The following is a 23,026-nucleotide window of genomic DNA, read 5'->3' as shown; positions in this document are numbered from 1 at the left end:
GGGCTTGGCTAAGTCACCTAGTGCTGACTTATGATCGGGTCATGGTCATTCATCGAGATCGGGCCGCGACCCGTGCGCGACTCCTCGACTCGGCGCGGCGGCTGTTCAGCGAATCGGGCTACGAGGGCACGAGCGTGCGCGCCATCGCCGCCGCGGCCGGTGTGGACGCCGCGCTCGTGTTCCGCTACTTCGGGTCGAAGGACGGCATCTTCGTCGCGGCCACCGCGACGACCGACCCCGAAGAGCTCCTCGAGCTCTCGAGCGACGATTTCGGCACCGCCCTGATCGAGCTCCTCGCGTTCCGGCCACGTGGCGAACCGAGCCCCGTTCTCGCGATGCTGAAGTCGGCGGCGACGGCCGACGGGCAACGTCGGCTGCAGGCTGAGGTGTGCGGGCCCTACCTCGATCATCTCGCCGGCCAGGCGTCCGAAGACGATGCAGCGCTGCGCGCCGACCTCGTCGCGGCTTGGGCGCTGGGAATCGCCGTGATGCGCGCCACCATGCCCGACACGGTCGTGGCGCGTGCCGAGCCGGCCCGCATCATCGCTCATTCCCAGCGAGTCGTCGACGCCATTGTGCACGGCGAGCGCTGACGCTCCGCAGAAGTGCACGGCACGGCAGCCGCGACCGGGGCTCGCATCAGGCCGGCGCCGCCGAGCGACGAGCGTTCGGTGCCAGGAGTTCGGCGAGGCGCTGTGCGGCGTCGTCATCGACCACCGGCGCAATCGGGATGCTTCGACCCCGGTCGATGGCGCTGAGCGGCTCGGCGGGCGGGTTCGAACGCGACCCCGAGGTCGAGGAGTATGGTAACCCCCATGGGCAGCGTCACCGAACCTGCCCCGGGGGAGTACGGGCCGCCTGAGCCGAGGGGAACCGGCGAAGGCGACTCGTCGCGCGACACTCGGGGCGACCACGGCTTCTTCGGACAGCCGCGATCACTCGTGCACATCTTCGGTGTCGAGATGTGGGAGCGATTCAGCTTCTACGGCATGCAGGGGATCCTGCTCATCTACCTGTACTACTCGGCGGTCGACGGCGGACTCGGCATGGACGAGACCGCCGCAGCCGGCATCGTCGGGGCGTACGGCGGCGGCGTCTACCTCTCCACGATCCTGGGAGCGTGGATCGCCGACCGCCTGCTCGGCAGCGAGAAGGTGCTGTTCTACAGCGCCATCGTCATCATGGCCGGGCACATCGCGCTCGCGCTCATCCCCGGGTTCCTCGGGGTCGGCGTCGGCCTGATCCTCGTCGCGTTCGGCTCCGGCGGGTTGAAGGCCAACGCCACGAGCGTCGTCGGCACGCTCTACTCCGAGCATGACCCGCGCCGCGACGCCGGATTCTCGATCTTCTACCTCGGCATCAACCTCGGCGCGTTCCTCGGCCCGCTGCTCACCGGGCTCCTGGCGTCGACGATCGGCTTCCACTGGGGATTCGGGCTCGCCGCGGTCGGCATGGCGATCGGTCTGATCCAGTACTCGTTCGGGCGCAAAGGGCTGCCGCCAGAGGCATCCGTGGTGCCGAACCCGCTGCCCCGCGACCGCATCGGCCTCGTCATCGGTGTCGCCGTGGCATCCGTCATCGTGGTCGTCGTGCTCGTGCTCACCGGCCTCGTGAACCCGGCCAACCTCGTCACCTGGGTCATCGGCGCGACGATCGTCGCCGCGGTCTCGTACTTCGCGGTGATCCTCTCGAGCAAGCGCATCTCGGGTGTCGAACGCAGCCGGGTGTTCGGGTTCATCCCGCTGTTCGTCGCGAGCGTCGCATTCTGGTCGCTCTACCAGCAGCAGTTCACGGTGCTCACGATCTACTCCGACAAGCAATTGAACCGCGACCTCTTCGGCTGGGAGATGCCGGTGTCGTGGGTGCAGTCGATCAACCCGATCTTCATCATCATCCTGTCGGGAGTGTTCGCCGCGATCTGGACGAAGCTCGGCGACCGTCAGCCCTCGACCCCGATCAAGTTCGCACTCGGCACGGCGATCATGGGCGTCGCCTTCCTGCTGTTCATCCCGTTCGCAGGCGGGGCAGCGAACTCGACCCCGCTGCTGGCGATCGTCGGCATCCTCTTCATCTTCACCGTCGCCGAGCTGCTGCTCTCGCCGGTCGGCCTGTCGGTGACGACGAAGCTCGCCCCGAAGGTATTCCACACGCAGATGGTGGCGCTGTTCTTCCTCTCCGTCGCGCTCGGCTCGGCGATCTCGGGCCAGCTCGCGACGTTCTACTCGGCCGACACCGAGGTGGCGTACTTCGGCGTGCTCGGCGCCATCGCGATCGTGCTCGGCGCCGCGCTCGCGCTCGGAAGCCGCAGTGTGCTGAAGCTCATGGCCGGCGTGCGCTGAGGCGCATACCACCTCCACGTGCCGCCGCGCGGGCAGCTACGATTCGATGGATGACCCGACCGCTGGTGGTGATCCCCACCTACAACGAGCGCGAGAACCTCGTCGCGACCGTCGCACGCGTGCGGGCGACGGTGCCCGCGGCATCCGTGCTCGTCGTCGACGACTCCTCACCCGACGGCACGGGCGTGCTGGCCGATGAACTGGCGGCGACGGATGCCTCGGTGCAGGTGCTGCATCGCATCGAGAAGCACGGTCTCGGCGCCGCCTATCTCGATGCCTTCGCGTGGGCGCTCGCCGAGGGCTTCGACCCGATCGTGCAGCTCGACGCCGACGGTTCCCACCTGCCGGAGCAACTGCCGCAACTGCTCGAACGGTTCCTGTCGCCGGATGCCGCGGGCCGCCCCGTCGACCTCGTCATCGGTTCCCGGTGGATCCCCGGGGGGTCCATCGAGAACTGGCCGCGCCGCCGGGAGCTGCTCTCGCGTGCCGGCAGTGCATACGCCCGCACCATGCTCGGCCTCGACACGCGTGACGCCACGGCGGGCTACCGGGCGTTCCGCGCCGAGGGCCTGAGGCGGATCCGGCTCGACGACGTGCACACACGCGGCTACGGGTTCCAGGTCGACATGCTCTGGCATGCACGCGAGGCGGGCCTCTCGGTCGTGGAGGTGCCGGTGATGTTCGTCGAGCGGGTGCACGGCCGGTCGAAGATGAGCATCGGCATCGTGCTCGAGGCGATGGTGCGCGTCACCGGGTGGGGGATTCGCAGCGGATTCGGGCGAGCGGCGCGGGCCCGGCGGGCCAAGCGCGCATCGGCTCAGCCGACGAGCAGCGACGGGTCGGCGACGAGGCGTTCCCGCGCCTGAAGACGGGCGCCCACGAGCACACCATCTTCGCCGTGTCGCGCCAGTGCGAGCGTGGGGATCGCCCCGAGCGCCCCGTTGCCGATGGTCGGCCGGTTGTCGCGGAATGCCGACTCGACGTCGTCGGCGAGGCGCGCCCAGTAGCCGCCGACGACCACGGTGGCCGGATCGACCGTCGGCACCACGAGCTGCAATGCACGCCCGATCCAGAGCGCCGCGTCGAGCCAGGCCCAGCGGGCGCGATCCTCGCCGTCTTCGACCCGCTGCACGAGTTCATCGAGGGCCGCGCGGCGTCCGTGCTGGGCGGCGAAGGTGTCGAGTCGTGCCCGCTCGAGCACGACCTCGGCCGAGGCGACGGTCGCGAGGCATCCGCGTTGCCCGCACTCGCAGCGCACACCGCCCTGCACGATCGGCAGGTGACCGAACGTCGCGGCGAGTCCGTGCGCACCCCGAAGCAGCCGGCCCTCGCTGACGACGGCGGCCGTGACCCCGTCGTCTCCCGAGATGAAGAGCAGGTCGTCGACGCCCGGCAGGTCGATGCGCTCGGCCGCCGCCGCGACGACGGACGTCGGCACGAGTGCGACGGGCACCGGGAGCGAGGCTTCGACGTCGCGGAATCCGGGGGTGCGCGCGCGGAGTTCGCCGAGCAGGTCGAGGGGCTCGGCGCCGAGTCGTGAGTCGGCGATGACCACCTCGGGTCTGCCGACGACGATGCCGTCGACGAGCACGCTGACATCGGCGACCGGATGCTCCGCCCGATCCGCTCGCGCCAGGGCTCGCCCCAACACGACGGCGAGCGACTCGAGCGGAGTCGACCAACGCTCGGACCCCGGCGTCTCGACGTCGAACTCGGTGCCCCACGGCGGCGTGAGAGGTGCGGTGAAGCGGGCGACTTCGGCGCCGCCGAGCGTCGCGACCGTGGCGATCGCGTCGTCGCGTCCGACGTACGCGGTGACGAGCACATGGTGGGCGGCCGCGAGTGAGAGCGGCGCGGCGCGGCCGTCGCCCGCGGTATCCGGCAGCCCCGTGCGCAGCACTCCGGCGTCGAGGAGCCGCGAGGTGACGCCCGCGATCGCGCCCCTGCCGAGCCCGGTGACCGTGCCCAGTTCGCTGCGCGTCGCGGGGCCGTGCGTCATGAGGTGGTCGAGCACGAGCGCCGAGTGCTCGCGCTGCAGATCGATCGGTGCGGTGGTGGTGGGAACGGATGTCTCGCCGACCTGCGTCATGGCCCAAGCATGCTGCCCGCAGCGCTTGCGGTCACGTACCCCATTCAGGGGTCAACATCGCAATCGGTGCGCTGACGCTTCCGGGGGATCGGTCATACCGCGGCGACGAACGGTCGGGTGGGCCGAGCTGCCGCGCGCCAAGCTGGGACTCCACCTGAAGGAGACCCATGTCGTCGACGAACACGCTGTCCACTCCGGCGATCGCGCCCGATGCCGCGCCGAATGCCGCGCCGGGGCGATCGACGCCGGTACGGCCGGGTGCGTGGCTCGCCGTCGTCTCGCTCGGTTTCGGCATCTTCACCCTCGTCGCGAGCGAGTTCCTGCCCGCGAGCCTGCTGTCTCCGATCGCGGCCGAACTCGGAATCACCGAGGGCGCCGCGGGCCAGCTCGTCACGGCGACGAGCGTCATCGGCATCATCGGCGGACCGCTCATCGTCTCGGGCCTTCCGCGGCTGGATCGCCGGTGGGTGATGACCGGACTCACGACGCTCGCGATCGTGTCGAACGTGCTCGTCGCGATCTCTCCGGTCTTCGGGCTCATGCTCGCTTCGCGGCTCCTGCTCGGCATCGCGATCTCGGGCTTCTGGGCGATGTCGCTGGCGGTCACGGCGCAGCTCGTGCCGGGCGACCGGCTCGGACGCGCCATGACGATCGTGAATTCTGGGGTCTCACTCGCGACGATCGCGGCCGTACCGGCCGGCGCCTTCCTCGGCGAGCTGCTCGGCTGGCGTGCGGTGTTCCTGATCGCCGCGGGGGCGGGCGTGCTGACCCTCGCCGCGCAGCTCGCGACGCTGCCCTCGATCCCGCCCAGTGGAGCGCCGGGTTTCCGCACCCTGCTGCAGACGGCCCGGACCCCGATCATCGCCCTCGGCCTCCTCGCGGTCACGCTCATCGCCGGTGGACACTTCATGGGCTTCACATACCTGCGCCCGGCTTTCGAGATGATCGACGGTCTGACCGGTGCGCTCCTCGCACTCCTCCTCCTCGTCTACGGCGTCGCGAACTTCGTCGGCAACGTGCTCGCGGGCCTGATGGCCGACCGGCGACTCTCCGTGGTGGTGATCGCCGCTCCCGTCGCGATCGGCGTGGCCACCGTGATCTTCGCGGTGGCGGGTGCCAACGTCGCGCTCGCCGCGGTGACGGTGTTCGTCTGGGGAGTCGGCTTCGGTGCGGTGCCGACGATGGCGCAGACCTGGATCGCCCGCGTCGCCCCCGACCGCCTCGAGAGTGCCGGTGGCCTCGTGGTCGCCGCGTTCCAGGTCGCGATCACGATCGGTGCGGCGGTCGGAGGGCTTCTCATCGACTCGGTCGGCGTTCAGGCTGCACTCATCGCCGGCGGTATCGCGGCGGTGCTCGGTGGCGGGGTGCTGAGCTCTGCGTCGGCCGTCATTCGCGGCGAGCGCGCGTAGGATCAGGCGACGGGGCGCACCGGCTCGCGGGCGCTCGCCGAGGCGCGGCGCCACGAACTCGGCGAGACCCCGGCATGGCGGCGGAACGCGCGGCTGAAGCCCGCGTCGCTCTCATAGCCGAGCTGATATGCGATGTCGCCGACCTGGGCGCCGGCTCGAAGCATCCGCTCGGCTCGTTCCATGCGCACCCGCGCGACATACCGGGCGGGAGTGTCGCCGACCGCATTCCTGAACTGCTCGGCGAACTGCGAACGCGACGACCGCGCGAGGCGTGCGAGTGATTCGACGGTCCACGGCGAACCCGGGTCGTCGTGGATCGCCTCGAGAGCTCGACCGAGGTGCGGATCGTATGCCGACGCGAGCCATTCGCGTGCGGAGCCGTATCCCCGTTCGAGCCAGATGCGCACGGCGGCGGATGCCACGACGTCGGCGAGCCGTTCGATCACGGAGCCGCTGCCGGGGCGAGCGCTCGCCGACTCCCGGTGCATCGCCTCGAGCAGTGAAGCGAAGACCGGTTCGTGCATGCGGAACCCGCAGGTGAACAGCACCGGCGCCATGACGCCGGATGAGATCGGATCGGTACCGTCGAGTGCGAGCGAACCGCTCAGGAGCAGTGTGTCGCGCGCGACGTGCAGCTCGAGCCGGCCGCCGCGCGGCAGCATGACGAAGTCGCCCGCCTGCATCGACAGGGGCTCGTCGGTGCCACGACGCAGTTCGAGAGCGCCGCTCGCGAGGTAGTGGAAACGGATGCCGCGCCCCTCGTCGTGCACGACGGCGCCGGCCGAGAGATCGCGGTGGCCGAACTCGAGCACCCGCCAGTGCAGGCGCTCGAGCACGGCGTCGATGCTCGGCTCAGCGTCGACAGCCACGACGTGGAGCGGTCGAGCTTCGATCACGTTGATCGCGTTCATGTGTGAAGCAAGCGCGCCGGGCGGCGATCCATTCCCGGGCGCACCGAACACCTCGATGTGCCGCCGCGCAGCGCGAGTCGTGGGAACGCCGACGCTGCCCCGTTCAGAGCAGCGGGCGCACGCTCGCGTAGCCGTCGTCGGCCACGCTCGACGGGAGGTCGTAGATGCGCGTCGCGCCCGCGGCATCCGTGAATCGCGGCCATGTCGCTGCACCGTCGCGCACGAAGGTGACCGCACTGCCGTGCACCTCGTCGGCGAGCGCGTGCGACGGGTGATCGCCGGCGATCACGTCGACGCGCTCAGCGCCGAGGCAATCGAAGAAGAACGGCACATCGAGGCAGTGCACGGCGCTGCCGAACTTCGGCGATCGCCACGAGAACCGGTAGAGCCACGTCGGCGCGGACCCACGCGCTTCGGCGACCCGAAGGGCGAGGGTGCGGAACATGCGGTCGGTGATGTACCGGCCGAGGACGGCCGCGGTGCCGAGTCGCCGCACGTCGCGATTCGCCGCGAGGTACGCCGCGCGAGCAGTGCCGCGGAGGCCGACCTTGCCGAGCATGAATCCGGCGGGCAGCCAGCGCAGCTTGCCCTTCGCGCCGTCGAGGATCATCGAGAACTCGTCGTCGAGGGTGCCGAGCACGAGCGGCTTGTCGGCGCCGATGCCTGCCGCGATCGCGTCGACCGTGCCGTGCGGAATCAGCTCGCCGTCGATCACCGGGCCGAGCGAGAGGCCGTCGTCGATGAAGCCGCGCAGCAGGTCCATCGGGTTGCCACCGGGTGCGGGGTCGGTGAGCTGCTTCTGCAGCTCGCGCACCCGCGCCTCGCTGAGTGAGGCGAGGCCCGCGCGGGTCGGCTCGACGCCGCCGAGCGCCGCGAGCTCGCGGCCGAACGCCTCGGCCCGCTCGGGCGCGATGTCGGCCGCCGCACCCGAGATGCTGTACGCACCGGCGAAGAGCTCCTGGGCCCGGGGCATCCCCAACAGCGTCAGCACCGCTCCGCCGCCCGCCGACTGGCCGGAGATCGTGACCCTGGTCGGGTCACCACCGAACGCCGCGATGTTGTCGCGCACCCACTCGAGCGCGAGCAACCAGTCGAGCACGCCGCGGTTCGCCGGGGCATCCGCGATCCAGCCGAAGCCGTCGAAACCGAGACGATACGAGATCGACACGGTGACGACGCCGTCGCGGTTGAACGCGGCGCCGTCGTACCAAGGGCTCGCCGGTGAGCCGGCGAAGTAGCCGCCGCCGTGGATGTAGACGAGCACCGGCAGGGCGGCCCCTTCGACGGGCTCGGGGAGCGCCGGAGCCGGCGTGAACACGTTGACGTTCAGCGTCGACTCGCCCGGTACCGACGGTTCGGGAATGAGCGTCACGCCGGGGTCGCCGCGCTGCGCGGTCGGTCCGAACTCGAGTGCGTCGCGCACGCCCGCCCAAGGCGCATGCGGTACGGGGTCGGCGAAGCGCCGTTCACCGACGGGTGCCTCGGCGAACGGGATACCGAGGAACGCGGCCGAACGATTGCCTGCGACATCCGCTCGCCAGAGACCGCGGACGCGACCGGCGAGCGTCTCGACCTCGACGTGGGTCTCGCTGGTGACAGGTGACATGGTGCGACTCCTCACGAACGCTCTTGATGGGGATGAGCCACGATGCCGCAGCGATGATCGCGACGATACCGAAGACGAACAGCATCGGGTAGCCGCCGCGAGAAGACCCGACGCGGGGAGGAGTGCGGCTTGTGCGGCACCGATCGGATACTCCTCCGCCGATCGGGTCCGCAGATGCTCGGCTCGGATAAGGTGCGGGTCATGGCAGGTGATGCACGGCACGAGACGCTGCAGTACCCCCGTGTCGGGGCGACCCGCGATGCGTCGCTGCTGAGCGACCCGCCCGACGGCTACCGGGCCACCGAGCGCACCGTGCTCGTCGGCACGGGCGAGGCGCGGTGGGAGTTCGCGCGGCGCGAGGTGCTGCGGTGGGGCATCAAGACACGCTCCGGCTTCCGGGTGCACGGCGATGCCGGAGACGGCAACCCGCCGGTGCGCGCGGGCGATGACGCCGAACTGCGATTCCACCTGCCGATCGGCACTCTCCGCGAACCGGTGCGCGTCGTGTGGGTCGAGGATGAAGCGCGGCGCGCCGGTTTCGGCTACGGCACGCTGCCGGGGCATCCACTCATGGGGGAAGAGGCCTTCATCGTCGAATGGGGCGCAGACGACGATGTGCGCGTGACGGTACGGGCGTTCGCGCATCCGGCTCGAACGTGGCGGCTGCTCGCACCGGTACTCGCGATGGCTCGCAGCATCGTGGTGCGCCGTTACCTTCGTGCCCTCGCCGGCCCGCTCGGATGAGCCGTTCCGCCGCGAGAGGACCCGATGCGCGTGCTCCTCCGCCGATCGGGTCCTCAGATGGGTCGGCGACGAGTGGATGGGCGAGGCCTCATCAGGGCTGTCGCGTGATGAGGTGCCAGAATCGGCGGATGTGGTCGACCATGTCGAATGACGGGTCGAGCATCCACTGGGTCTGGAGGCCGTCGGTCACCGCCACGAGCAGTGCCGCGGTGCTGTCGGCGTCGATGTCGGAGGAGACGCGACCGGCGGCCTGTTCGTCTCGGACGAACCCGGCGAAATGGCCGCGGATCATGCCGTAACGCTCGATGAAGTAGGCGTGCGAAGGGTGATCGGGGGCGCCGGCGGCCTCGGTCGAGACCTGCGCGTACAGCTGCACGAGTCCCGGCACTTCCATATTGTGGGCGACGAGGCGTGCGAGGCCGTCGATCGGCTGGTCGAAGTCGGGGCCGAAGGCGGCGAGGTCGACCTCGTCGCGCTTGCGGAGGATCTCTTGGAAGAGCTCCTCCTTCGAGCTGAAGTAGTGCAGGAGCCCCGCCTGGCTGAGCCCGACGGCGTCGGCCAGCTCGCGCACGCTCGTGCGGCGATAGCCGTTGCGCGCGATGACGTCGAGTGCGGCCGTGAGGATCTCCTCGCGCTTCGCGACGCCCTTCGCGTATGAACCCCTGCGTGCCATACCTGCATGCTACGGAAGTCTTCTTGCGAACAAAAACCGAGCGATGTATGGTTTTGCCACCCGCCTCAACGTCGAGGCCTCGAAAGGACCACACATGACAATGGCGTCTGCCCCCGCGCCCACCGTCGAGCCCGACGGCACGGACGAACCCCGACCGCTCGTCACCGGCACCCTCAAGCGACTCCTCGGCTGGATCATTCCGGCGAACATCTCGATCTTCGTGCTGTGGGGAGCCATCCCCGGCCTCCTGCTCGCAACGCAGATCGCCGAGCTCGACGAGGCCAACAAGGTCGCCAACCTCGCCGTCGTGACCACGATCGGGGCTCTCGCCGCGATGCTCGCCCAACCGATCGCCGGTCAGATCTCCGACCGCACCCGCAGCCGGTTCGGGCGTCGCGCGCCCTGGATGGTCGCCGGCGTGCTGATCGGCGGACTCGCGCTCGTCGGCATGGGCCTCGCGAACTCCATCGCGCAGATCACGATCGCGTGGATCATCGTGCAGATCGCCTACAACTTCACGCAGGGTCCACTCTCAGCGGTGCTGCCCGATCGAGTGCCGCGGTCCGCGCGCGGCACCTTCTCGGCCCTCGCGGGCCTCGGCTCGATGCTCGGCGCTCTGGGCGGCCAGATCGTCGGATCGATGCTCCTCTCCGACATTCCAGCGGCCTACGTCACCCTCGCGGGCGTCGCTCTCGTCGTCATCGTGCTCTTCATCGTCTTCAACCCCGACCACTCGTCCAAGAACGACTCACGCCGGCCCTTCAACTTCGTCGAGTTCCTGAAGACGTTCTGGGTCAATCCCGTCACGCACCCCGACTTCTTCTGGGCCTTCACGGGCCGGCTCCTGCTCTACACCGGCTACTTCGCCATCACCGGTTACCAGCTGTTCATCCTGCAGGACTACATCGGCCTGGGTGAGGCCGCCGGCGCGGCCATCCCGATCTTCGGCCTCGCCTCCCTCGGCGGCATCATCGTCTCGACGCTCATCTCCGGACCGCTCTCCGACAAGCTCGGCCGCCGCAAGATCTTCGTCTTCGCCTCCTCCGCCGTCGTCGGTCTCGCCATGCTCGTTCCGATGTTCATGCCGACCTTCGAGGGCTGGCTGATCTTCTCGGTCGTGTCCGGCTTCGGCTTCGGCATGTTCGGCGCCGTCGACACCGCACTCATGAGCGAGGTGCTGCCCTCGGCCAAGTCGTTCGCAAAGGACCTCGGCGTCGTGAACATCGCCGCGACGATGCCGCAGACCCTCGCACCCGCCGTCGCCGGGGCGATCGTGTTGAGCTTCGGCAGCTTCTTCGCCCTGTTCCCGATCGGCATCGTCCTCTCGATCCTCGGTGCGTGCGCGGTGTGGCCGATCAAGGCGGTGAAGTGATGGCGGTGCAGGGCGCTCGCGACGCTCGGCGGAAGGACTATGCCGAACTCCGCTTCCGGCGGAGGATCGAATCACCGATACACGAAGGAGCATCATGACGGACCCCCTGAACACCGAGGCCGTGGCATCGGCGGCCGCCCTCGTCGCCACGCTGACGCTCGAGGAGAAGGCCTCGCTCGCGAGCGGCGCCGACTTCTGGACGACGAAGGCCGTCGATCGCGTCGGCCTGCCGTCGATCATGCTCACCGACGGACCGCACGGTGTGCGCAAGCAGCGCGAGGGCAGCGATCATCTCGGCATCGCCGACAGCGTGCCGGCCACGTGCTTCCCGCCCGCCGTTGCGCTCGGCTCCTCGTTCGACCCCGGCCTGCTCGAACGCGTCGGCATCGCCCTCGGCGAGGAGGCGCAGGCCGAGGGCGTGGGAGTGCTGCTCGGCCCGGGCATCAACATCAAGCGCTCGCCGCTCTGCGGTCGCAACTTCGAGTACCTCACGGAGGACCCGATCGTGTCGGGCGTGCTCGGTTCGGCGCTCGTGCGCGGCCTGCAGTCGCAGGGCGTCGGCGCATCGCTCAAGCACTTCGCCGCCAACAACCAGGAGACCGATCGCATGCGCGTGTCGGCCGACATCGACCCGCGGCCGCTGCGCGAGATCTACCTGCGCGGCTTCCAGCGCGTCGTCGAAGGGGAGCAGCCGTGGACGGTCATGTGCTCGTACAACCGCCTGAACGGCGTGTACACCTCTGAAGACCCGTGGCTGTTGAACTCGGTGCTCCGCGACGAGTGGGGCTTCGAGGGGCTCGTCGTCTCGGACTGGGGCGCGGTGAACGACCGTGTCACGGGCGTGGCCGCCGGCCTCGACCTCGAGATGCCGGCTTCACAGGGGCGCACCGACGCCGAACTGGTCGCCGCCGTGCAGAGCGGCTCGCTCGCCGAGTCGGTGCTCGACACGGCGGCCCGCCGAAACGTCGAGCTCGTGCAGAAAGCGGTCGCCCGTCGACGAGCGGATGCCTCGTACGACGTCGCTGCCCACCACGCCCTCGCCCGCGAGGTCGCCGGGGCGTCGATCGTGCTGCTGAAGAACGACGACGCCGTGCTGCCACTGGCGCCCGAGGCATCCGTCGCCGTGATCGGTGAGCTGGCCCGCACGCCGCGGTACCAGGGCGCCGGCTCCTCCCTCATCAACCCGACGAAGCTCGACAATGCGCTCGACGAGATCCGCGCGCTCGCCGGCGCCGGTGCCGCCGGCGAGGTGCCGTTCGCGGCCGGGTACGGCAACGACGGGGAGGCCTCGGAGGCGCTCACGGCAGAGGCGGTCGCCGCGGCATCCGCTGCCGGTACCGTGCTGCTCTTCCTCGGCGTTCCCGCCGCGCAGGAATCGGAGGGCTTCGACCGCGACGACATCGAGCTGCCTGCCGCACAGCTCGCGCTCGCCGACGCGGTCGTCGCCGCGAACCCGCGCACGGTCGTCGTGCTCTCCAACGGCGGTGTCGTGCGCCTCGCGGGCCTGGCCGAGCGGGTGCCCGCGATCGTCGAGGGCTGGCTGCTCGGCCAGGCCGGCGGCGGCGCGGTCGCCGACGTGCTCTACGGCGTCGTGAACCCCTCGGGCCGGCTCGCCGAGACGATCCCCGTGCGGCTCGCCGACAGCCCCGCGTACCTCGACTTCCCGGGTGAGCACGGCCATGTGCGCTACGGCGAGGGCCTGTTCGTGGGCTACCGCTGGTACGACGCCCGCGAGCTCGAGGTGTCGTATCCGTTCGGTCACGGGCTGTCGTACACGAGCTTCGGGTACTCGGATGCCTCGGTGACCGCCACTGCCGAAGGCTTCACGGTGCGCGTGACCGTGACGAACACCGGTGATCGCGACGGCGCCGAGGTCGTGCAGGTGTACACCTCGCTGCCGGGTTCGGCCGTCGTGCGCGCACCGCGCGAGCTCAAGGGCTTCGCGAAGGTCGCGATCGCCGCGGGGGAGTCGCGCTCGGTCGACGTGCCGGTGCGCCGCGAGGATCTCGCGTACTGGGACATCCGCGTCGACCGCTGGCTCGTCGAGGGCGGCGAGTACCGGATCGAGGTCGGGGCGTCGAGCCGCGACATCCGTTCGGTCGTCTCGGTCGCCGTCGACGGCGACGCGGCGGGCGTGCCGCTCACGATGGAGTCGTCGATCGGCGAACTCATGGCGCACCCCGTCGCCGGGCCGATCGTGCAGCAGGCGCTCACCGCGGGCGATGGCGCGGGCGGTGACGGTGGTGCGGCGGGAGCCCTCATGGCCGACCCGTCGATGTTCAAGATGATGTCGTCGTTCCCGATCGGGCGCCTCGCGTCGTTCCCGGGGGTGCCGGTGGGGCGCGAGCAGATCGAGCAGCTGCTCGCGGTGGCGAACGCGGCCGGCTGAGTCGGGTGAGAGATGAGCGGCGGATGTCGCGGGCCGCGGTGGCCCGAGACATCCGCCGTCTTCGTGGCGGTGGCCAGGCGGGCCCGACGGGCACGGGGTCGACCGGCACAGCCTCGACCGGCACGGGCTGACCGGCACGGGCTGACCGGCATGGGCTCAGGCGCCGGGCAGCAGCTTCGCGACGAGCGCGTCGACGATCTCGTCGGTCGGCGTGCCGGGATCGATGGGGGAGGTCAACCGGTCGAAGAGCAGCCCATCGATCGCGTAGTGGAAGAGCGCAATCTCGTGCGCACCTCCCGGGAGGCCGGCGGCGCGGTTGAACTCGACGTCGCCGTCGAAGCCCGCGCGCTGCCACGATGCGAGCATCTCGGCGATCTCGGGCCGACGTGCAGCCTCGAGCCGGAGCTCGAACAGCGCGAGCGTGACCTCGGGGTTCTCGCTGAGGCGTCGCACGATGTCGTGCAGGTAGTCGGCGAAGAGCGCACGGCTCGGCGGCGCGCTCGCCCGCTGATCGAGGTCGGCCTGCGTCGGCGCGAGGCGTTCGCCGATGCGCGTGACGAGGCCGGCGATGAGGGCATCGCGGCTGCGGAAGTAGTTGGAGGTCGTGCCTGCGGGCACCTCGGCCGCCGTGTCGACGGCGCGATGCGTGAGGCCCCTCGCGCCGTCGCGCGCGAGCACGCCCAGACCGGCGTCGGCGATCACCGCCCGTCGTTCTGCATTTCGTGCCATGCCTCGAGAGTAGCGCAGACCACTACGTGTGTTGTAGTCTAGCAATCACTACAACAGTTGTGATTGGAGCACTGTGCGAGAACTCGTCTACTACGTCGCCGTCAGCCTCGACGGCTGCATCGCCGGTCCTGCCGGCGAATTCGACGCCTTCCCCGTGGAGGGCGACCACATGGATCGGCTCAACGCCCGCTTCTCCGACGCCGTGCCGACCGACATCGCGGACGCCCTCGGCATCGAGCGCGACGGCGAGATGTTCGACACCGTGCTGATGGGCTGGAACACGTACGCGGTCGGGCTGCCCGCCGGCGTCTCGAGCCCGTACCGGCACCTGCGGCAGTTCGTGTTCTCCCGAACGCGAACCGAGGCGGACCTTCCGGGCGAGCACCCGAACCTCACGATCACGGGCGAAGACCCCGTCGACGTCGTCCGCCGGCTGAAGGCCGAACCGGGCGCGTCGATCTGGCTGTGCGGCGGGGGATCGCTCGCAACCGCGCTCGCCGGCGAGATCGACCGGCTCGTGCTGAAGCGCAATCCGCTGCTCTTCGGAGACGGCATCCCGCTGTTCGCGCCGGGCGCGTACCGCCCCCAGGACTTCGACGAGGTCGAGACGACGGCCTTCGGTTCCGGCGTGGTCGTCTCGGAGTACGTGCGGTCGTCCTCCTGAACGTCGCCGGCCGCGGCTTGGCTGAGGCCACGAGGCCGCAGTCGAGCCCACGGCTGGGGCCGACGGACTCGGCGCGATCAGGCAACCCCCTTGCCTGGGCATCCGAGTTCGCGTAGACCGGGAGGTGTCCCGCCGGCTTCACCGCCGTGGGCGGGGAGGGGAGGAGATCACCGATGGGGAATCGGCTCAACGAGACGGCGCCGCGACACGCGCGTTCGCTGGTGGGCGACCGAGACGAGCTTCGGGATGCCGCGAACAAGCTCCTCGAGCTCGACGACGAGGGGAGTTCGTCGTGAGCACGTCGAAGGTGCGCGCGCCACGTAGCAAGCGGTGGCGCGCCGGCGCGGCGATCGCCGAGGCGAAGCGGGTCGAGGCCGAGACGCAGAAACTCGCACGTTCGCTCTCGCGCGAAGCCCGCGCCGAGCTGCAGGCCGTCGCCGCGTCGGTCCACGAGAAGATCCAGGCGGCCGGCCGGGATGTCGATCGGCGTCCGCGTCGAGCCGCCCGGCGGGCTCGGAAGGCGTCGGCACGTCTCGAACGCGCCTCGTTGCGGGTCACGGCGTCGCCCGGCGCGCGCCGAGTGGGTGGTCGGCGCGGCATGCCCGGCGTGACTGGCGTGACCGGCGAAGTCGATGCGAAGGCGCGTGCAAAGAACATCAAGCGTCGTCGCGCGCACGCCAAGAATGCGCAGAAGGTGCAGGCCAAGCAAGCGCAGAAGATGGTGAAGCTCGTCGCAGCGCACACGAGCACCGCGGCACCCGCGGCACCCACTGGCGAGGAGCGGATGCGGCGCACAGCTGCGAATCCGGTCTTGAAAACCGCCGGGCGATCCGGGTAGACCTGAGGGATGCCATCCGTCATCGAGATCGACCCCTACCGTGCCCACACGATCTGCAGCGACCCCGGCCGCATGGCCGAGTGGGTCGGCGCGCCGCCGAGCGATCTCGCCGAGCTTCGCCGGCTCGCGTCCGGGCTCGTGTTCCACTACCGCGCGAACGGGGACCTCGCCGAGCACGGGTTCGAGCTCGAACGGTTCGGTGAGATCGACCTGCGCTACGCCGACGACCAGTTCGCACGGCTCGCTGAGCTGAACGACCGAGCGATCGGCACCGCACGTACGGACACCGAGCGCATCCTCGGCTGCTGCCGCGACTTCACGCTGCTCTTCGTGTCACTCGCGCGCGTAGCGGGCATCCCCGCGCGTTCCCGCGTCGGCTTCGGCGGCTACTTCACCGACGGCTGGTGGTTCGACCACGTCATCGCCGAGGCCTGGGATGCCGAGACCGCCCGCTGGCGACGGATCGAACCGCAGATGCCCGATGGGTATCTCGACGCGTCGACCGGGGCCGTGCTCGATCTGATCGACGTGCCGCACGATCGCTTCCTCACCGGTCCCGACGCGTGGATCGCCGCGCGCTCGGGCGGCCTCGACCCCGAGCGCGTCGTCGTGGCCATCGACCTCGAGGAGCCGGACCTCCGCTCCTGGCCGTACCTCGCGCACAACCTGATCCTCGACCTCGCCGCACAGGCCGGGCACGAGACACTGCTCTGGGAGTCGTGGGGCGCCGACGAGCAGATCACTGCGCCGGGCCCGGATGCCGCGCTGACCGCCGACCTCGATCGCCTCGCCGCGCGCCTCGTCGACCCGGATCTCACCCGTGCCGAGCTGCTGGAGCTGGCTTCCGATCCGAAGTTCCGGGTGCCGTCGGCCGTGACGCGCTTCTCGCCGTTCGACGGATCGTCGCGGCTGGTCTCACTCCGCGCGGGGTGAACGGAGTCGTCACCGCGCGCCGTTCGTCGGGTGCCAGTTTTCGAACCGAATGACGCCGGGAGGTCGAGGATGCACGCTGCTGCGGCATCCGAACGCGCCTGCATCTGCGGGCCTCCGAGCACGCCCTGATCCCCGATCCGGGTCGCACGGCGCGATCGGCGCGTGCGGCGGCTCCATGCAGCACCCGTAGCATGGGTGGCCCTCCGGATGCCGCGGCCACGCGACATCCGTAGCTTCGGTGTCATGGATCTCGCCGTGCTCGCCGGCGTCCTGTCGACCGGCCTCTTCGCCATGAGCTACCTGCCCATGCTGGTGAAGGCCGCGCGCACGCGGGACCTGTCGTCGTACAGCCTCGGCAATCTGGCGATCACGAACGTCGGCAACGCGGTGCACTCCGTCTACGTGTTCAGCCTGCCGCTCGGCCCGATCTGGTTCCTGCACTCCTTCTATCTCGTCGCGTCGGCGCTGATGCTGATCTGGTTCTGCCGGTTCCGTGCGGGCCGGCATTCGCCCGAGCGACGCGCGGCCGCCCGGGCGAGTGCAGTTCCTGCGGGCCGTCCGGAGTACGTACTCGCGCGAACCGTCGTGAAGCTCCGGAAGAGCGCGCGAACTACTTCTTGACCGAGGTGCGGCCCGCCGCAGACTTCGTCGCCGGCTTCGCGGCCGACCCCGCCGCACGCGGGGCGCGCACCGTCTTCGGCTTCGCCTCGACTGCCTGCTCCGCAGCATCCGTCATCGGCTTCGGCAGCGCCGTGAAGCGCGAGAGCTGCGTGACGTGCTGCGGGCCGAGCTCGTCGAGCGTCGACACCTCGAGCAGCTTCATCGTGCGTGCGATCTGGGTCGACAGGATCGAGATCGTCTTGTCGACGCCCTCGCGCCCGCCGGCCATCAGGCCGTAGAGGTAGGCGCGGCCGATGAGTGTGAAGCGTGCGCCGAGGGCGACGGATGCCACGATGTCGGCGCCCGACATGATGCCCGTGTCGAGGTGCACCTCCAGGTCGGAGCCGACTTCGCGCACGACGTGCGGCAGCAGGTGGAAGGGGATCGGCGCGCGGTCGAGCTGGCGCCCGCCGTGGTTCGAGAGCACGATGCCGTCGACGCCCTTGCCGGCGAGGATCTTCGCGTCTTGCACGGTCTGCACGCCCTTGACGACGATCTTGCCGGGCCACATGTCGCGGATCGTGGTGAGGTCGTCGAACGAGATCGTCGGGTCGAACATGCCGTCGATGAGCTCGCCGACGGTGCCGCCGGTCGTCGAGAGCGAGGCGAACTCGAGCTTCGGCGTCGTGAGGAAGTTGATCCACCACTCGGGGCGCGGAATCGCGTTGACGACGGTCGCGGGGGTGAGCTGCGGCGGGATCGAGAAGCCGTTGCGGGTGTCGCGCAGGCGAGCGCCGGCGACCGGGGTGTCGACCGTGAAGAAAAGGGTGTCGAAGCCGGCCGCGGCAGCGCGGCGCACGAGCTCGTACGACTTCTCGCGATCGCGCATGACGTAGAGCTGGAACCAGTTGCGGCCCGTCGGGTTCGCGGCCTTCACGTCTTCGATCGAGGTCGTGCCCATCGTCGACAGGGTGAAGGGGATGCCCGCTGCGCCCGCCGCGCCTGCGCCGGCCGTCTCGCCCTCGGTCTGCATCATGCGGGTGAAGCCCGTGGGGGCGATGCCGAACGGCAGGGCGGTCGGACCGCCGAGCACCTCGCGGCTCATGTCGACGACGGGCACGTTCCGGAGGATCGCCGGGTGGAACTCGATGTCCTCGAACGCCTGGCGCGCGCGCTTGAGCGAGATCTCGCCCTCGGCGGCGCCCTCGGTGTAGTCGAACGGCGCCTTCGGTGTGCGGCGCTTCGCGATGTCGCGCAGGTCGGCGATCGTGAGTGCCTTGTCGAGGCGGCGCTGCTTCGCGTTCAGCGTCGGCGCCTTGAAGCGCATGAGCTCGGCGAGCTCCTTGGGGTTCGGGAACTGGCGCTGGACCATGGTGCGTGGTGTCCTTTCAGGTCGCCCGCGAACGGGCGCTTGTGGTCGCATCGCGACGCGTGGGTCGACATCAACTGCCGGCTGGGGGGCGTAGGGCGGGGGTGGGTGCGGGTTGGGGCGCGGAGGGTGCGGGTTCGGGCGCGGAGGGTGCGGGTTCGGGCGAGCCGCCCGGCATGAACGTCTCGGCATAGTAGCCCGAGATGTGGTCGTGGGTGCGGGTGCGTGCAGCTGCGGCATCCGCTGCCCTGATCGCCTCGACGATGCCGCGGTGCTCGGTTCGCAGGCGAGCGGATGTCGCGTGCCAGTCGACGATCGCGGCGAGCCCCTCGAGGGCGTACCCCTCGATGCCGCTGCGGAGGCCCGCCATCGTTGCGGTGATCACCTGGTTGCCGGATGCCTCGGCGAGCGCCAGATGGAAGGCGGCGTCGAGCGCGAGGAACTCGGTCGGGGCGAGGTCGGGGGCATCCATCGCGTCGAGCAGGAGTTCGGCCGGGGCGAGGTCGGGCGCGGGGGTGCCGGTCGTCGCGGCCCGCCCGGCCGTTGCAGCGGTGCCGGTCGTCGCGACCCGCCCGGCCTCGGCGAGGTCGCCGGCGATCGAGGTCTCGAGGATGAGCCGGGTGCGCACGATGTCGGCGACCGGGAATCCGCTCGCCGCGACCTGCAGTCGCATGAGCGCGGACATTCCGCCGTCGGGCGTCGCGATGATGATCGCGCCCGAGCTCGGGCCGGAGCCCGCTGCGGTGCGGATCAGCCCGAGCACCTCGAGCACCCGCAGGGCCTCGCGCACGCTCGAACGGCCGACGCCGAGCTCGGCCGCGAGCGCGCGTTCACCAGGGAGGCGGTCGCCGGGCCGGAGGGCGCCTTCGAGCAACTTCGTCTCGACGTGCTCGAGCACGAGTCGCCAGGCGCGCGGCGATTCGGATGTCTCAGCAGCCATGCTGATCGTCCCCTTCGCTCGCTCGCGTGGTGTCTGTGGTCCGACCACAGGCTACCACGTGTGGTCAGACCACACGTGCTGCGGTGACTCGGCCCTCGAGCTGCCCACCTTCGTACGCAGTCGGGGCAACTCGATGGGGTGGCGCCGGAGTCGGCGCCCGTGCCACGTGCCGCGCGATGCCGATCGGGCTCAGAATCCGAACAGCTGGGTCCACCAGGGCCCGCCGGGGCCCTCGTGCACGCCGACGCCGAGCTTCGTGAACGCGCAGTTCAGGATGTTGGCGCGGTGGCCCGGGCTGTTCATCCACGACTGCATGACGGATGCCGCGTCGGCCTGGCCGCGCGCGATGTTCTCGCCGCCGGCGTAGGAGATGCCGGCCGCGCCCGCTCGGTCCCAGGGGGTCTGCCCGTCGGGGTTCGTGTGGGCGAAGAATCCTCGGGCCGCCATGTCGTCGGAGTGGGCGCGGGCGACCGCGCGAAGCCCGGCATCGTCGGAGACCGCCCCGCAGCCCCTTGCCGCGCGTTCGCGGTTGACGATCGCCAACACCTCGGCTTCCACCGACGACCCGCTCGATGGCGGGGCGGGCGCCGCAGCGGGTGGCGGGTCGGCCGTTGCGGGCGTCTCCGGGGCGGGCGCCGGTTCGGGTGCTGGTGCTGGTTCCGGGGCAGGCGCGGGCGCGGCGATGGCCACGGCGGCCGGTGCAGGGGGTGCCGCCGTCGGCGTCGGCCGGGTGGAGTCGGCCTCACTCGCGCGTTCGGGCGCGACGGTCACGGTGTCGGATGCCGTCGCTCGTTCGTCCCCGGAGTCGTTGAGGGCGCCTACCGAGACCGAAACGCCGCCGATGAGGAGCGCGGCGCCCGCGCCGATCAGCCACAGGCGCATGGGCCGCCTCGACGGCTGTTTCCTGTGCTGACGCATTGGAGTTCCAGTCTCCTCGCACTGCCGGATCGGCCCGCCATCGAAAGCGGACATTGGTGCCCGAACGGGGGCACGCTCGAACGACTCTACGGGCTCGCGCTTCATGCGGCACGTTCGCGACGCGGGCTCGCCCCGGTGACGAGTCGTGTCCCGTGACGGGTCGTGTCCGGTGACGGGTCGTGTCCGGTGACGAGTCGTGTCCGGTGACGAGTCGTGTCCCGGTGACGGGTCGTGTCCCGGTGACGGGTCGTGTCCCGGTGATGGGTCGTGTCCCGGTGATGGGTCGTGTCCGGTGATGGGTCGTGTCCCGGTGATGGGTCGTGTCCCGGTGATGGGTCGTGTCCCGGTGATGGGTCGTGTCCCGGTGATGGGTCGTGTCCCGGTGATGGGTCGTGTCCGGTGACGGGTCGTGTTCCGTGACAAGTCGTGCCCCGGTGACGAGTCGTGCCCCGTGACGGCACTTTGCCCGTCAGCGGCCGCAGCGCGGCACCGTGCGCGCGCAAAAGGTCGTCGCGCATCGGCGGCACGAGGGTGGGAGTGGGGAGTGGGGTGAGGGAGTGGGAGTGAGGAGTGGGAGTGGGGAGTGGGGTGAGGGAGTGGGAGTGAGGAGTGGGAGTGGGAGTGGGAGTGGGAGTGGGAGTGAGGAGTGGGAGTGGGGAGTGGGAGTTGGGAGTTGGGAATGAGGAGAGGGGGTGGGCAGAGGCGGGGCGGGGCGGTGAGTCGCGGGCGGATGCCGCGGGTCAGTCCTTCTGCGGGCGGATGCGCACGCGGCCGCGGCCGGACTCGTCGAGTTCGACGACGCCGCCCCGCGACTTCAGGAAGTCCGTGAACGAGGCGAACCCGAGCCGGCGCTCCTGGAAGGTCGGGTCCATGCGCATCATCTGATTCTTGACCGCGGTCGACGACTGCCACTCCTCGTCGTTCTTCGCCCGCAGCAGTTCGAGTGCCTTCAGGAGCAGTCGGCCCGGGTTGCGGGGGCTGCCCGGCGAACCGTCATCGACGGGCACGGGCTCGACGGGCGCGACGAACTGCAGCGCGCGTGCCGAAGGACGCTTCGTGGTGCCCGCGTCGCGAGTTTTCGCGTCTTTCGCCTCGGCCGCGTCGGTCGCGTCGGTGGCTTCGGCCGGCGCGCCGGCAGCGGCATCCGCGACCGTCTTCGTCGACGCTCGACGACGTCGCGCAGGGGCTGGGGCGGGCTCGACGGCCGGTGCCTCGCCAGCCGCTTCGGCCGTGGCGGTCGCCGCGACCTCGGGAGTGGATGCCCGGGAGCCGCGACCCGTTGCGGCAGCGGCCGGGGCCGGCGCCGCGGCATCCGTCACCTCGTCGTCGTGCACCGCGGCATCGGTCGCGAGCAGTGTGTCGTAGTCGGCGTACTCGTCGCACGCGGCGGTGAGCGCTCGGCTCGTGCCGCCCGCGACGCCGATGCCGACGACGTAGCGACCGAGGCGCTTCGCCTTCTGCGCGAGCGCCACGTAGTCGGAGTCGCCCGCGACGATGACGATGTGCGAGAGGTCGTCGATGCGGAACATGTCTTCCACGGCGTCGACGGCGAGCCGGATGTCGGCGCCGTTCTTCGTGGCGGAGAGCGGAAAGAGCTGCACGAGGTCGACGGCGCGGTCGATGAGCTGCCCGCGATAGCTCGCGTTGACCGGCGTCGACCAGTCGGCGTAGGCGCGGGCGATGGCGATCGTGCCGAACGTCGCGGCGAAATCGAGCACGGCGTCGATGTCGACGGTCGCCTCGGCGAGCTTCTTGGCCGTCTGCGTTCCCGCGGCGGTCGACTTGCCGCGAGAGGTGTCTTTGCGGTACGCGCTGTCGCCGTGCAGCTGGTCGTAGCGCGAGATGACGATGTTGTCGAAGTCGAAGTAGAGGGCGACGCGAGGTTCTGCCGAAGTGGCCATGCCTCGACCCTATGCCTCCTGTGTGTGCAGAGCCCGAGTTCGTGCGCCCCGGCAGACACCCGCGCCCCAGGGTAGAGAGTGCAGTGCCGCGTACGCCAGAGTTGGGGGATGACCGACTACGCGCACCCCGATCGTCCCGAACTTCGGCTGAGCAATACCGAGCGGGATGCCGCCGTCGCACGTCTCGGCGCGGCGCAGGCCGAGGGCCGCTTCTCGTCGGCGGAGTACGCCGAGCGTTCCGCGGCCGCGCGCGCAGCAGTGACGCGTGGCGACCTCGCGCCGCTCTTCGCCGACCTGCCGGCCGAGGCAAGGGCGACGCCGACGACGCCGCCCGCGTCGCCGCCGCCTGCTGCCTTCACCACGCCCGTCACGGGGGCGGCGGACTCCGCGTCCGAGACGTACGGGCGCAGGGGGCGGCAGCCGCTCGGCGGTGCGATCGGCGCGACCGTCATGGCGCTCGTTCCGTTCCTCGCGCTCGGCCTGTTCTTCCTCACCGGCCACTTCGGAAACTACGCGTGGTCGTGGATCTGGTTCCTGCTGATTCCGATCGCCGGCATCGTCATCTACGGCCCGGGGTCCGAGTACCGAAGGCGCGGCTGACC

At 70.4% G+C, this 23,026-nt stretch carries 22 protein-coding genes; 13 read left to right on the top strand and 9 right to left on the bottom strand.

What is annotated here, in order from left to right; translation table 11 throughout:
• Positions 1-41: 41 nt before the first annotated feature.
• From AC1C2R_RS06985 to AC1C2R_RS06975, 3 genes are all read left to right on the top strand, one after another.
• Positions 42-593, top strand: coding sequence for a TetR/AcrR family transcriptional regulator (locus AC1C2R_RS06985; RefSeq protein ID WP_495379454.1), 552 nt, complete (start codon positions 42-44; stop codon positions 591-593).
• A gap of 222 nt (positions 594-815) precedes the next feature.
• The gene (locus tag AC1C2R_RS06980; RefSeq protein ID WP_495351784.1) at positions 816-2,339 is read left to right on the top strand and encodes a peptide MFS transporter; all 1,524 of its coding nucleotides are present in this window, start codon (positions 816-818) and stop codon (positions 2,337-2,339) included.
• Between the two features lie 50 nt (positions 2,340-2,389).
• Entirely contained in the window at positions 2,390-3,205 is an 816-nt protein-coding gene (locus AC1C2R_RS06975; protein WP_495379453.1) for a polyprenol monophosphomannose synthase, read from the top strand.
• On the opposite strand, the gene AC1C2R_RS06970 is transcribed toward AC1C2R_RS06975, so the two are convergent.
• Positions 3,157-4,428, bottom strand: a complete 1,272-nt coding sequence (locus AC1C2R_RS06970; RefSeq protein ID WP_495379452.1) for an ROK family protein — start codon at positions 4,426-4,428, stop codon at positions 3,157-3,159. The two genes, AC1C2R_RS06975 and AC1C2R_RS06970, sit on opposite strands and share 49 nt — an antisense overlap.
• A gap of 167 nt (positions 4,429-4,595) precedes the next feature.
• On the opposite strand from AC1C2R_RS06970, the gene AC1C2R_RS06965 reads away from it, so the two are divergent.
• Complete coding sequence (locus AC1C2R_RS06965; protein ID WP_495351781.1) at positions 4,596-5,837, top strand: MFS transporter; 1,242 nt, start codon at positions 4,596-4,598, stop codon at positions 5,835-5,837.
• 2 nt (positions 5,838-5,839) lie between these two features.
• Here AC1C2R_RS06965 and AC1C2R_RS06960 read toward each other — a convergent pair whose 3' ends face one another.
• Both AC1C2R_RS06960 and AC1C2R_RS06955 read right to left on the bottom strand, forming a co-directional pair.
• Complete coding sequence (locus AC1C2R_RS06960) at positions 5,840-6,748, bottom strand: AraC family transcriptional regulator (RefSeq protein ID WP_495379451.1); 909 nt, start codon at positions 6,746-6,748, stop codon at positions 5,840-5,842.
• Between the two features lie 103 nt (positions 6,749-6,851).
• Positions 6,852-8,354: a carboxylesterase/lipase family protein gene (locus AC1C2R_RS06955; RefSeq protein ID WP_495379450.1), complete on the bottom strand. Its 1,503-nt coding sequence runs from the start codon at positions 8,352-8,354 to the stop codon at positions 6,852-6,854.
• A 201-nt stretch (positions 8,355-8,555) separates the two neighbouring features.
• Here AC1C2R_RS06955 and AC1C2R_RS06950 point away from each other — a divergent pair, with 201 nt between their 5' ends.
• A complete protein-coding gene (locus AC1C2R_RS06950; RefSeq protein ID WP_495379449.1) occupies positions 8,556-9,098 on the top strand; it encodes a DUF1990 domain-containing protein in 543 nt (180 codons plus the stop codon).
• Positions 9,099-9,189: 91 nt separating this feature from the next.
• Here the strand turns inward: AC1C2R_RS06950 and AC1C2R_RS06945 are convergent, their stop codons facing one another.
• Entirely contained in the window at positions 9,190-9,771 is a 582-nt protein-coding gene (locus tag AC1C2R_RS06945) for a TetR/AcrR family transcriptional regulator (protein WP_495379448.1), read from the bottom strand.
• Positions 9,772-9,871: 100 nt separating this feature from the next.
• Here AC1C2R_RS06945 and AC1C2R_RS06940 point away from each other — a divergent pair, with 100 nt between their 5' ends.
• Both AC1C2R_RS06940 and AC1C2R_RS06935 read left to right on the top strand, forming a co-directional pair.
• Positions 9,872-11,143 (top strand): MFS transporter, encoded by a 1,272-nt coding sequence (locus tag AC1C2R_RS06940; protein WP_495379447.1) that lies wholly within the window; start codon positions 9,872-9,874, stop codon positions 11,141-11,143.
• 94 nt (positions 11,144-11,237) lie between these two features.
• On the top strand, positions 11,238-13,532 hold the full coding sequence (locus tag AC1C2R_RS06935) for a glycoside hydrolase family 3 C-terminal domain-containing protein (protein ID WP_495379446.1): 2,295 nt from the start codon (positions 11,238-11,240) through the stop codon (positions 13,530-13,532).
• A 156-nt stretch (positions 13,533-13,688) separates the two neighbouring features.
• Here AC1C2R_RS06935 and AC1C2R_RS06930 read toward each other — a convergent pair whose 3' ends face one another.
• Positions 13,689-14,261 (bottom strand): TetR/AcrR family transcriptional regulator, encoded by a 573-nt coding sequence (locus AC1C2R_RS06930; protein WP_495379445.1) that lies wholly within the window; start codon positions 14,259-14,261, stop codon positions 13,689-13,691.
• A 73-nt stretch (positions 14,262-14,334) separates the two neighbouring features.
• Here AC1C2R_RS06930 and AC1C2R_RS06925 point away from each other — a divergent pair, with 73 nt between their 5' ends.
• The 5 genes from AC1C2R_RS06925 (at position 14,335) to AC1C2R_RS06905 (ending at position 17,317) form a co-directional block, all read left to right on the top strand.
• The gene (locus AC1C2R_RS06925) at positions 14,335-14,925 is read left to right on the top strand and encodes a dihydrofolate reductase family protein (protein ID WP_495351773.1); all 591 of its coding nucleotides are present in this window, start codon (positions 14,335-14,337) and stop codon (positions 14,923-14,925) included.
• A 173-nt stretch (positions 14,926-15,098) separates the two neighbouring features.
• Positions 15,099-15,221: a hypothetical protein gene (locus AC1C2R_RS06920; RefSeq protein WP_495379444.1), complete on the top strand. Its 123-nt coding sequence runs from the start codon at positions 15,099-15,101 to the stop codon at positions 15,219-15,221.
• A complete protein-coding gene (locus AC1C2R_RS06915) occupies positions 15,218-15,763 on the top strand; it encodes a hypothetical protein (protein ID WP_495379443.1) in 546 nt (181 codons plus the stop codon). The genes AC1C2R_RS06920 and AC1C2R_RS06915 overlap by 4 nt, the downstream gene beginning before the upstream one ends.
• Before the next feature lie 9 nt (positions 15,764-15,772).
• Positions 15,773-16,696, top strand: a complete 924-nt coding sequence (locus AC1C2R_RS06910) for a transglutaminase-like domain-containing protein (protein WP_495379442.1) — start codon at positions 15,773-15,775, stop codon at positions 16,694-16,696.
• Between the two features lie 243 nt (positions 16,697-16,939).
• Positions 16,940-17,317, top strand: coding sequence for a hypothetical protein (locus AC1C2R_RS06905; RefSeq protein WP_495379441.1), 378 nt, complete (start codon positions 16,940-16,942; stop codon positions 17,315-17,317).
• Here AC1C2R_RS06905 and AC1C2R_RS06900 read toward each other — a convergent pair.
• From AC1C2R_RS06900 to AC1C2R_RS06885, 4 genes are all read right to left on the bottom strand, one after another.
• Positions 17,307-18,668: an alpha-hydroxy acid oxidase gene (locus AC1C2R_RS06900; RefSeq protein ID WP_495379440.1), complete on the bottom strand. Its 1,362-nt coding sequence runs from the start codon at positions 18,666-18,668 to the stop codon at positions 17,307-17,309. The genes AC1C2R_RS06905 and AC1C2R_RS06900 overlap by 11 nt on opposite strands.
• A gap of 70 nt (positions 18,669-18,738) precedes the next feature.
• On the bottom strand, positions 18,739-19,605 hold the full coding sequence (locus AC1C2R_RS06895) for a FadR/GntR family transcriptional regulator (protein WP_495379439.1): 867 nt from the start codon (positions 19,603-19,605) through the stop codon (positions 18,739-18,741).
• Between the two features lie 189 nt (positions 19,606-19,794).
• Positions 19,795-20,487, bottom strand: coding sequence for a CAP domain-containing protein (locus AC1C2R_RS06890; protein WP_495379438.1), 693 nt, complete (start codon positions 20,485-20,487; stop codon positions 19,795-19,797).
• 776 nt (positions 20,488-21,263) lie between these two features.
• The gene (locus AC1C2R_RS06885; protein WP_495379437.1) at positions 21,264-22,424 is read right to left on the bottom strand and encodes an NYN domain-containing protein; all 1,161 of its coding nucleotides are present in this window, start codon (positions 22,422-22,424) and stop codon (positions 21,264-21,266) included.
• Between the two features lie 108 nt (positions 22,425-22,532).
• Between AC1C2R_RS06885 and AC1C2R_RS06880 the strand changes: the two genes are divergently transcribed.
• Positions 22,533-23,024, top strand: coding sequence for a DUF1707 SHOCT-like domain-containing protein (locus tag AC1C2R_RS06880; protein WP_495379436.1), 492 nt, complete (start codon positions 22,533-22,535; stop codon positions 23,022-23,024).
• Positions 23,025-23,026: the final 2 nt, after the last annotated feature.

It is taken from the genome of Agromyces sp. Y182 (assembly GCF_059445385.1).
Note: the sequence above shows the minus strand (reverse complement) of the source record. Positions and strands in the feature narration are given on the sequence as shown.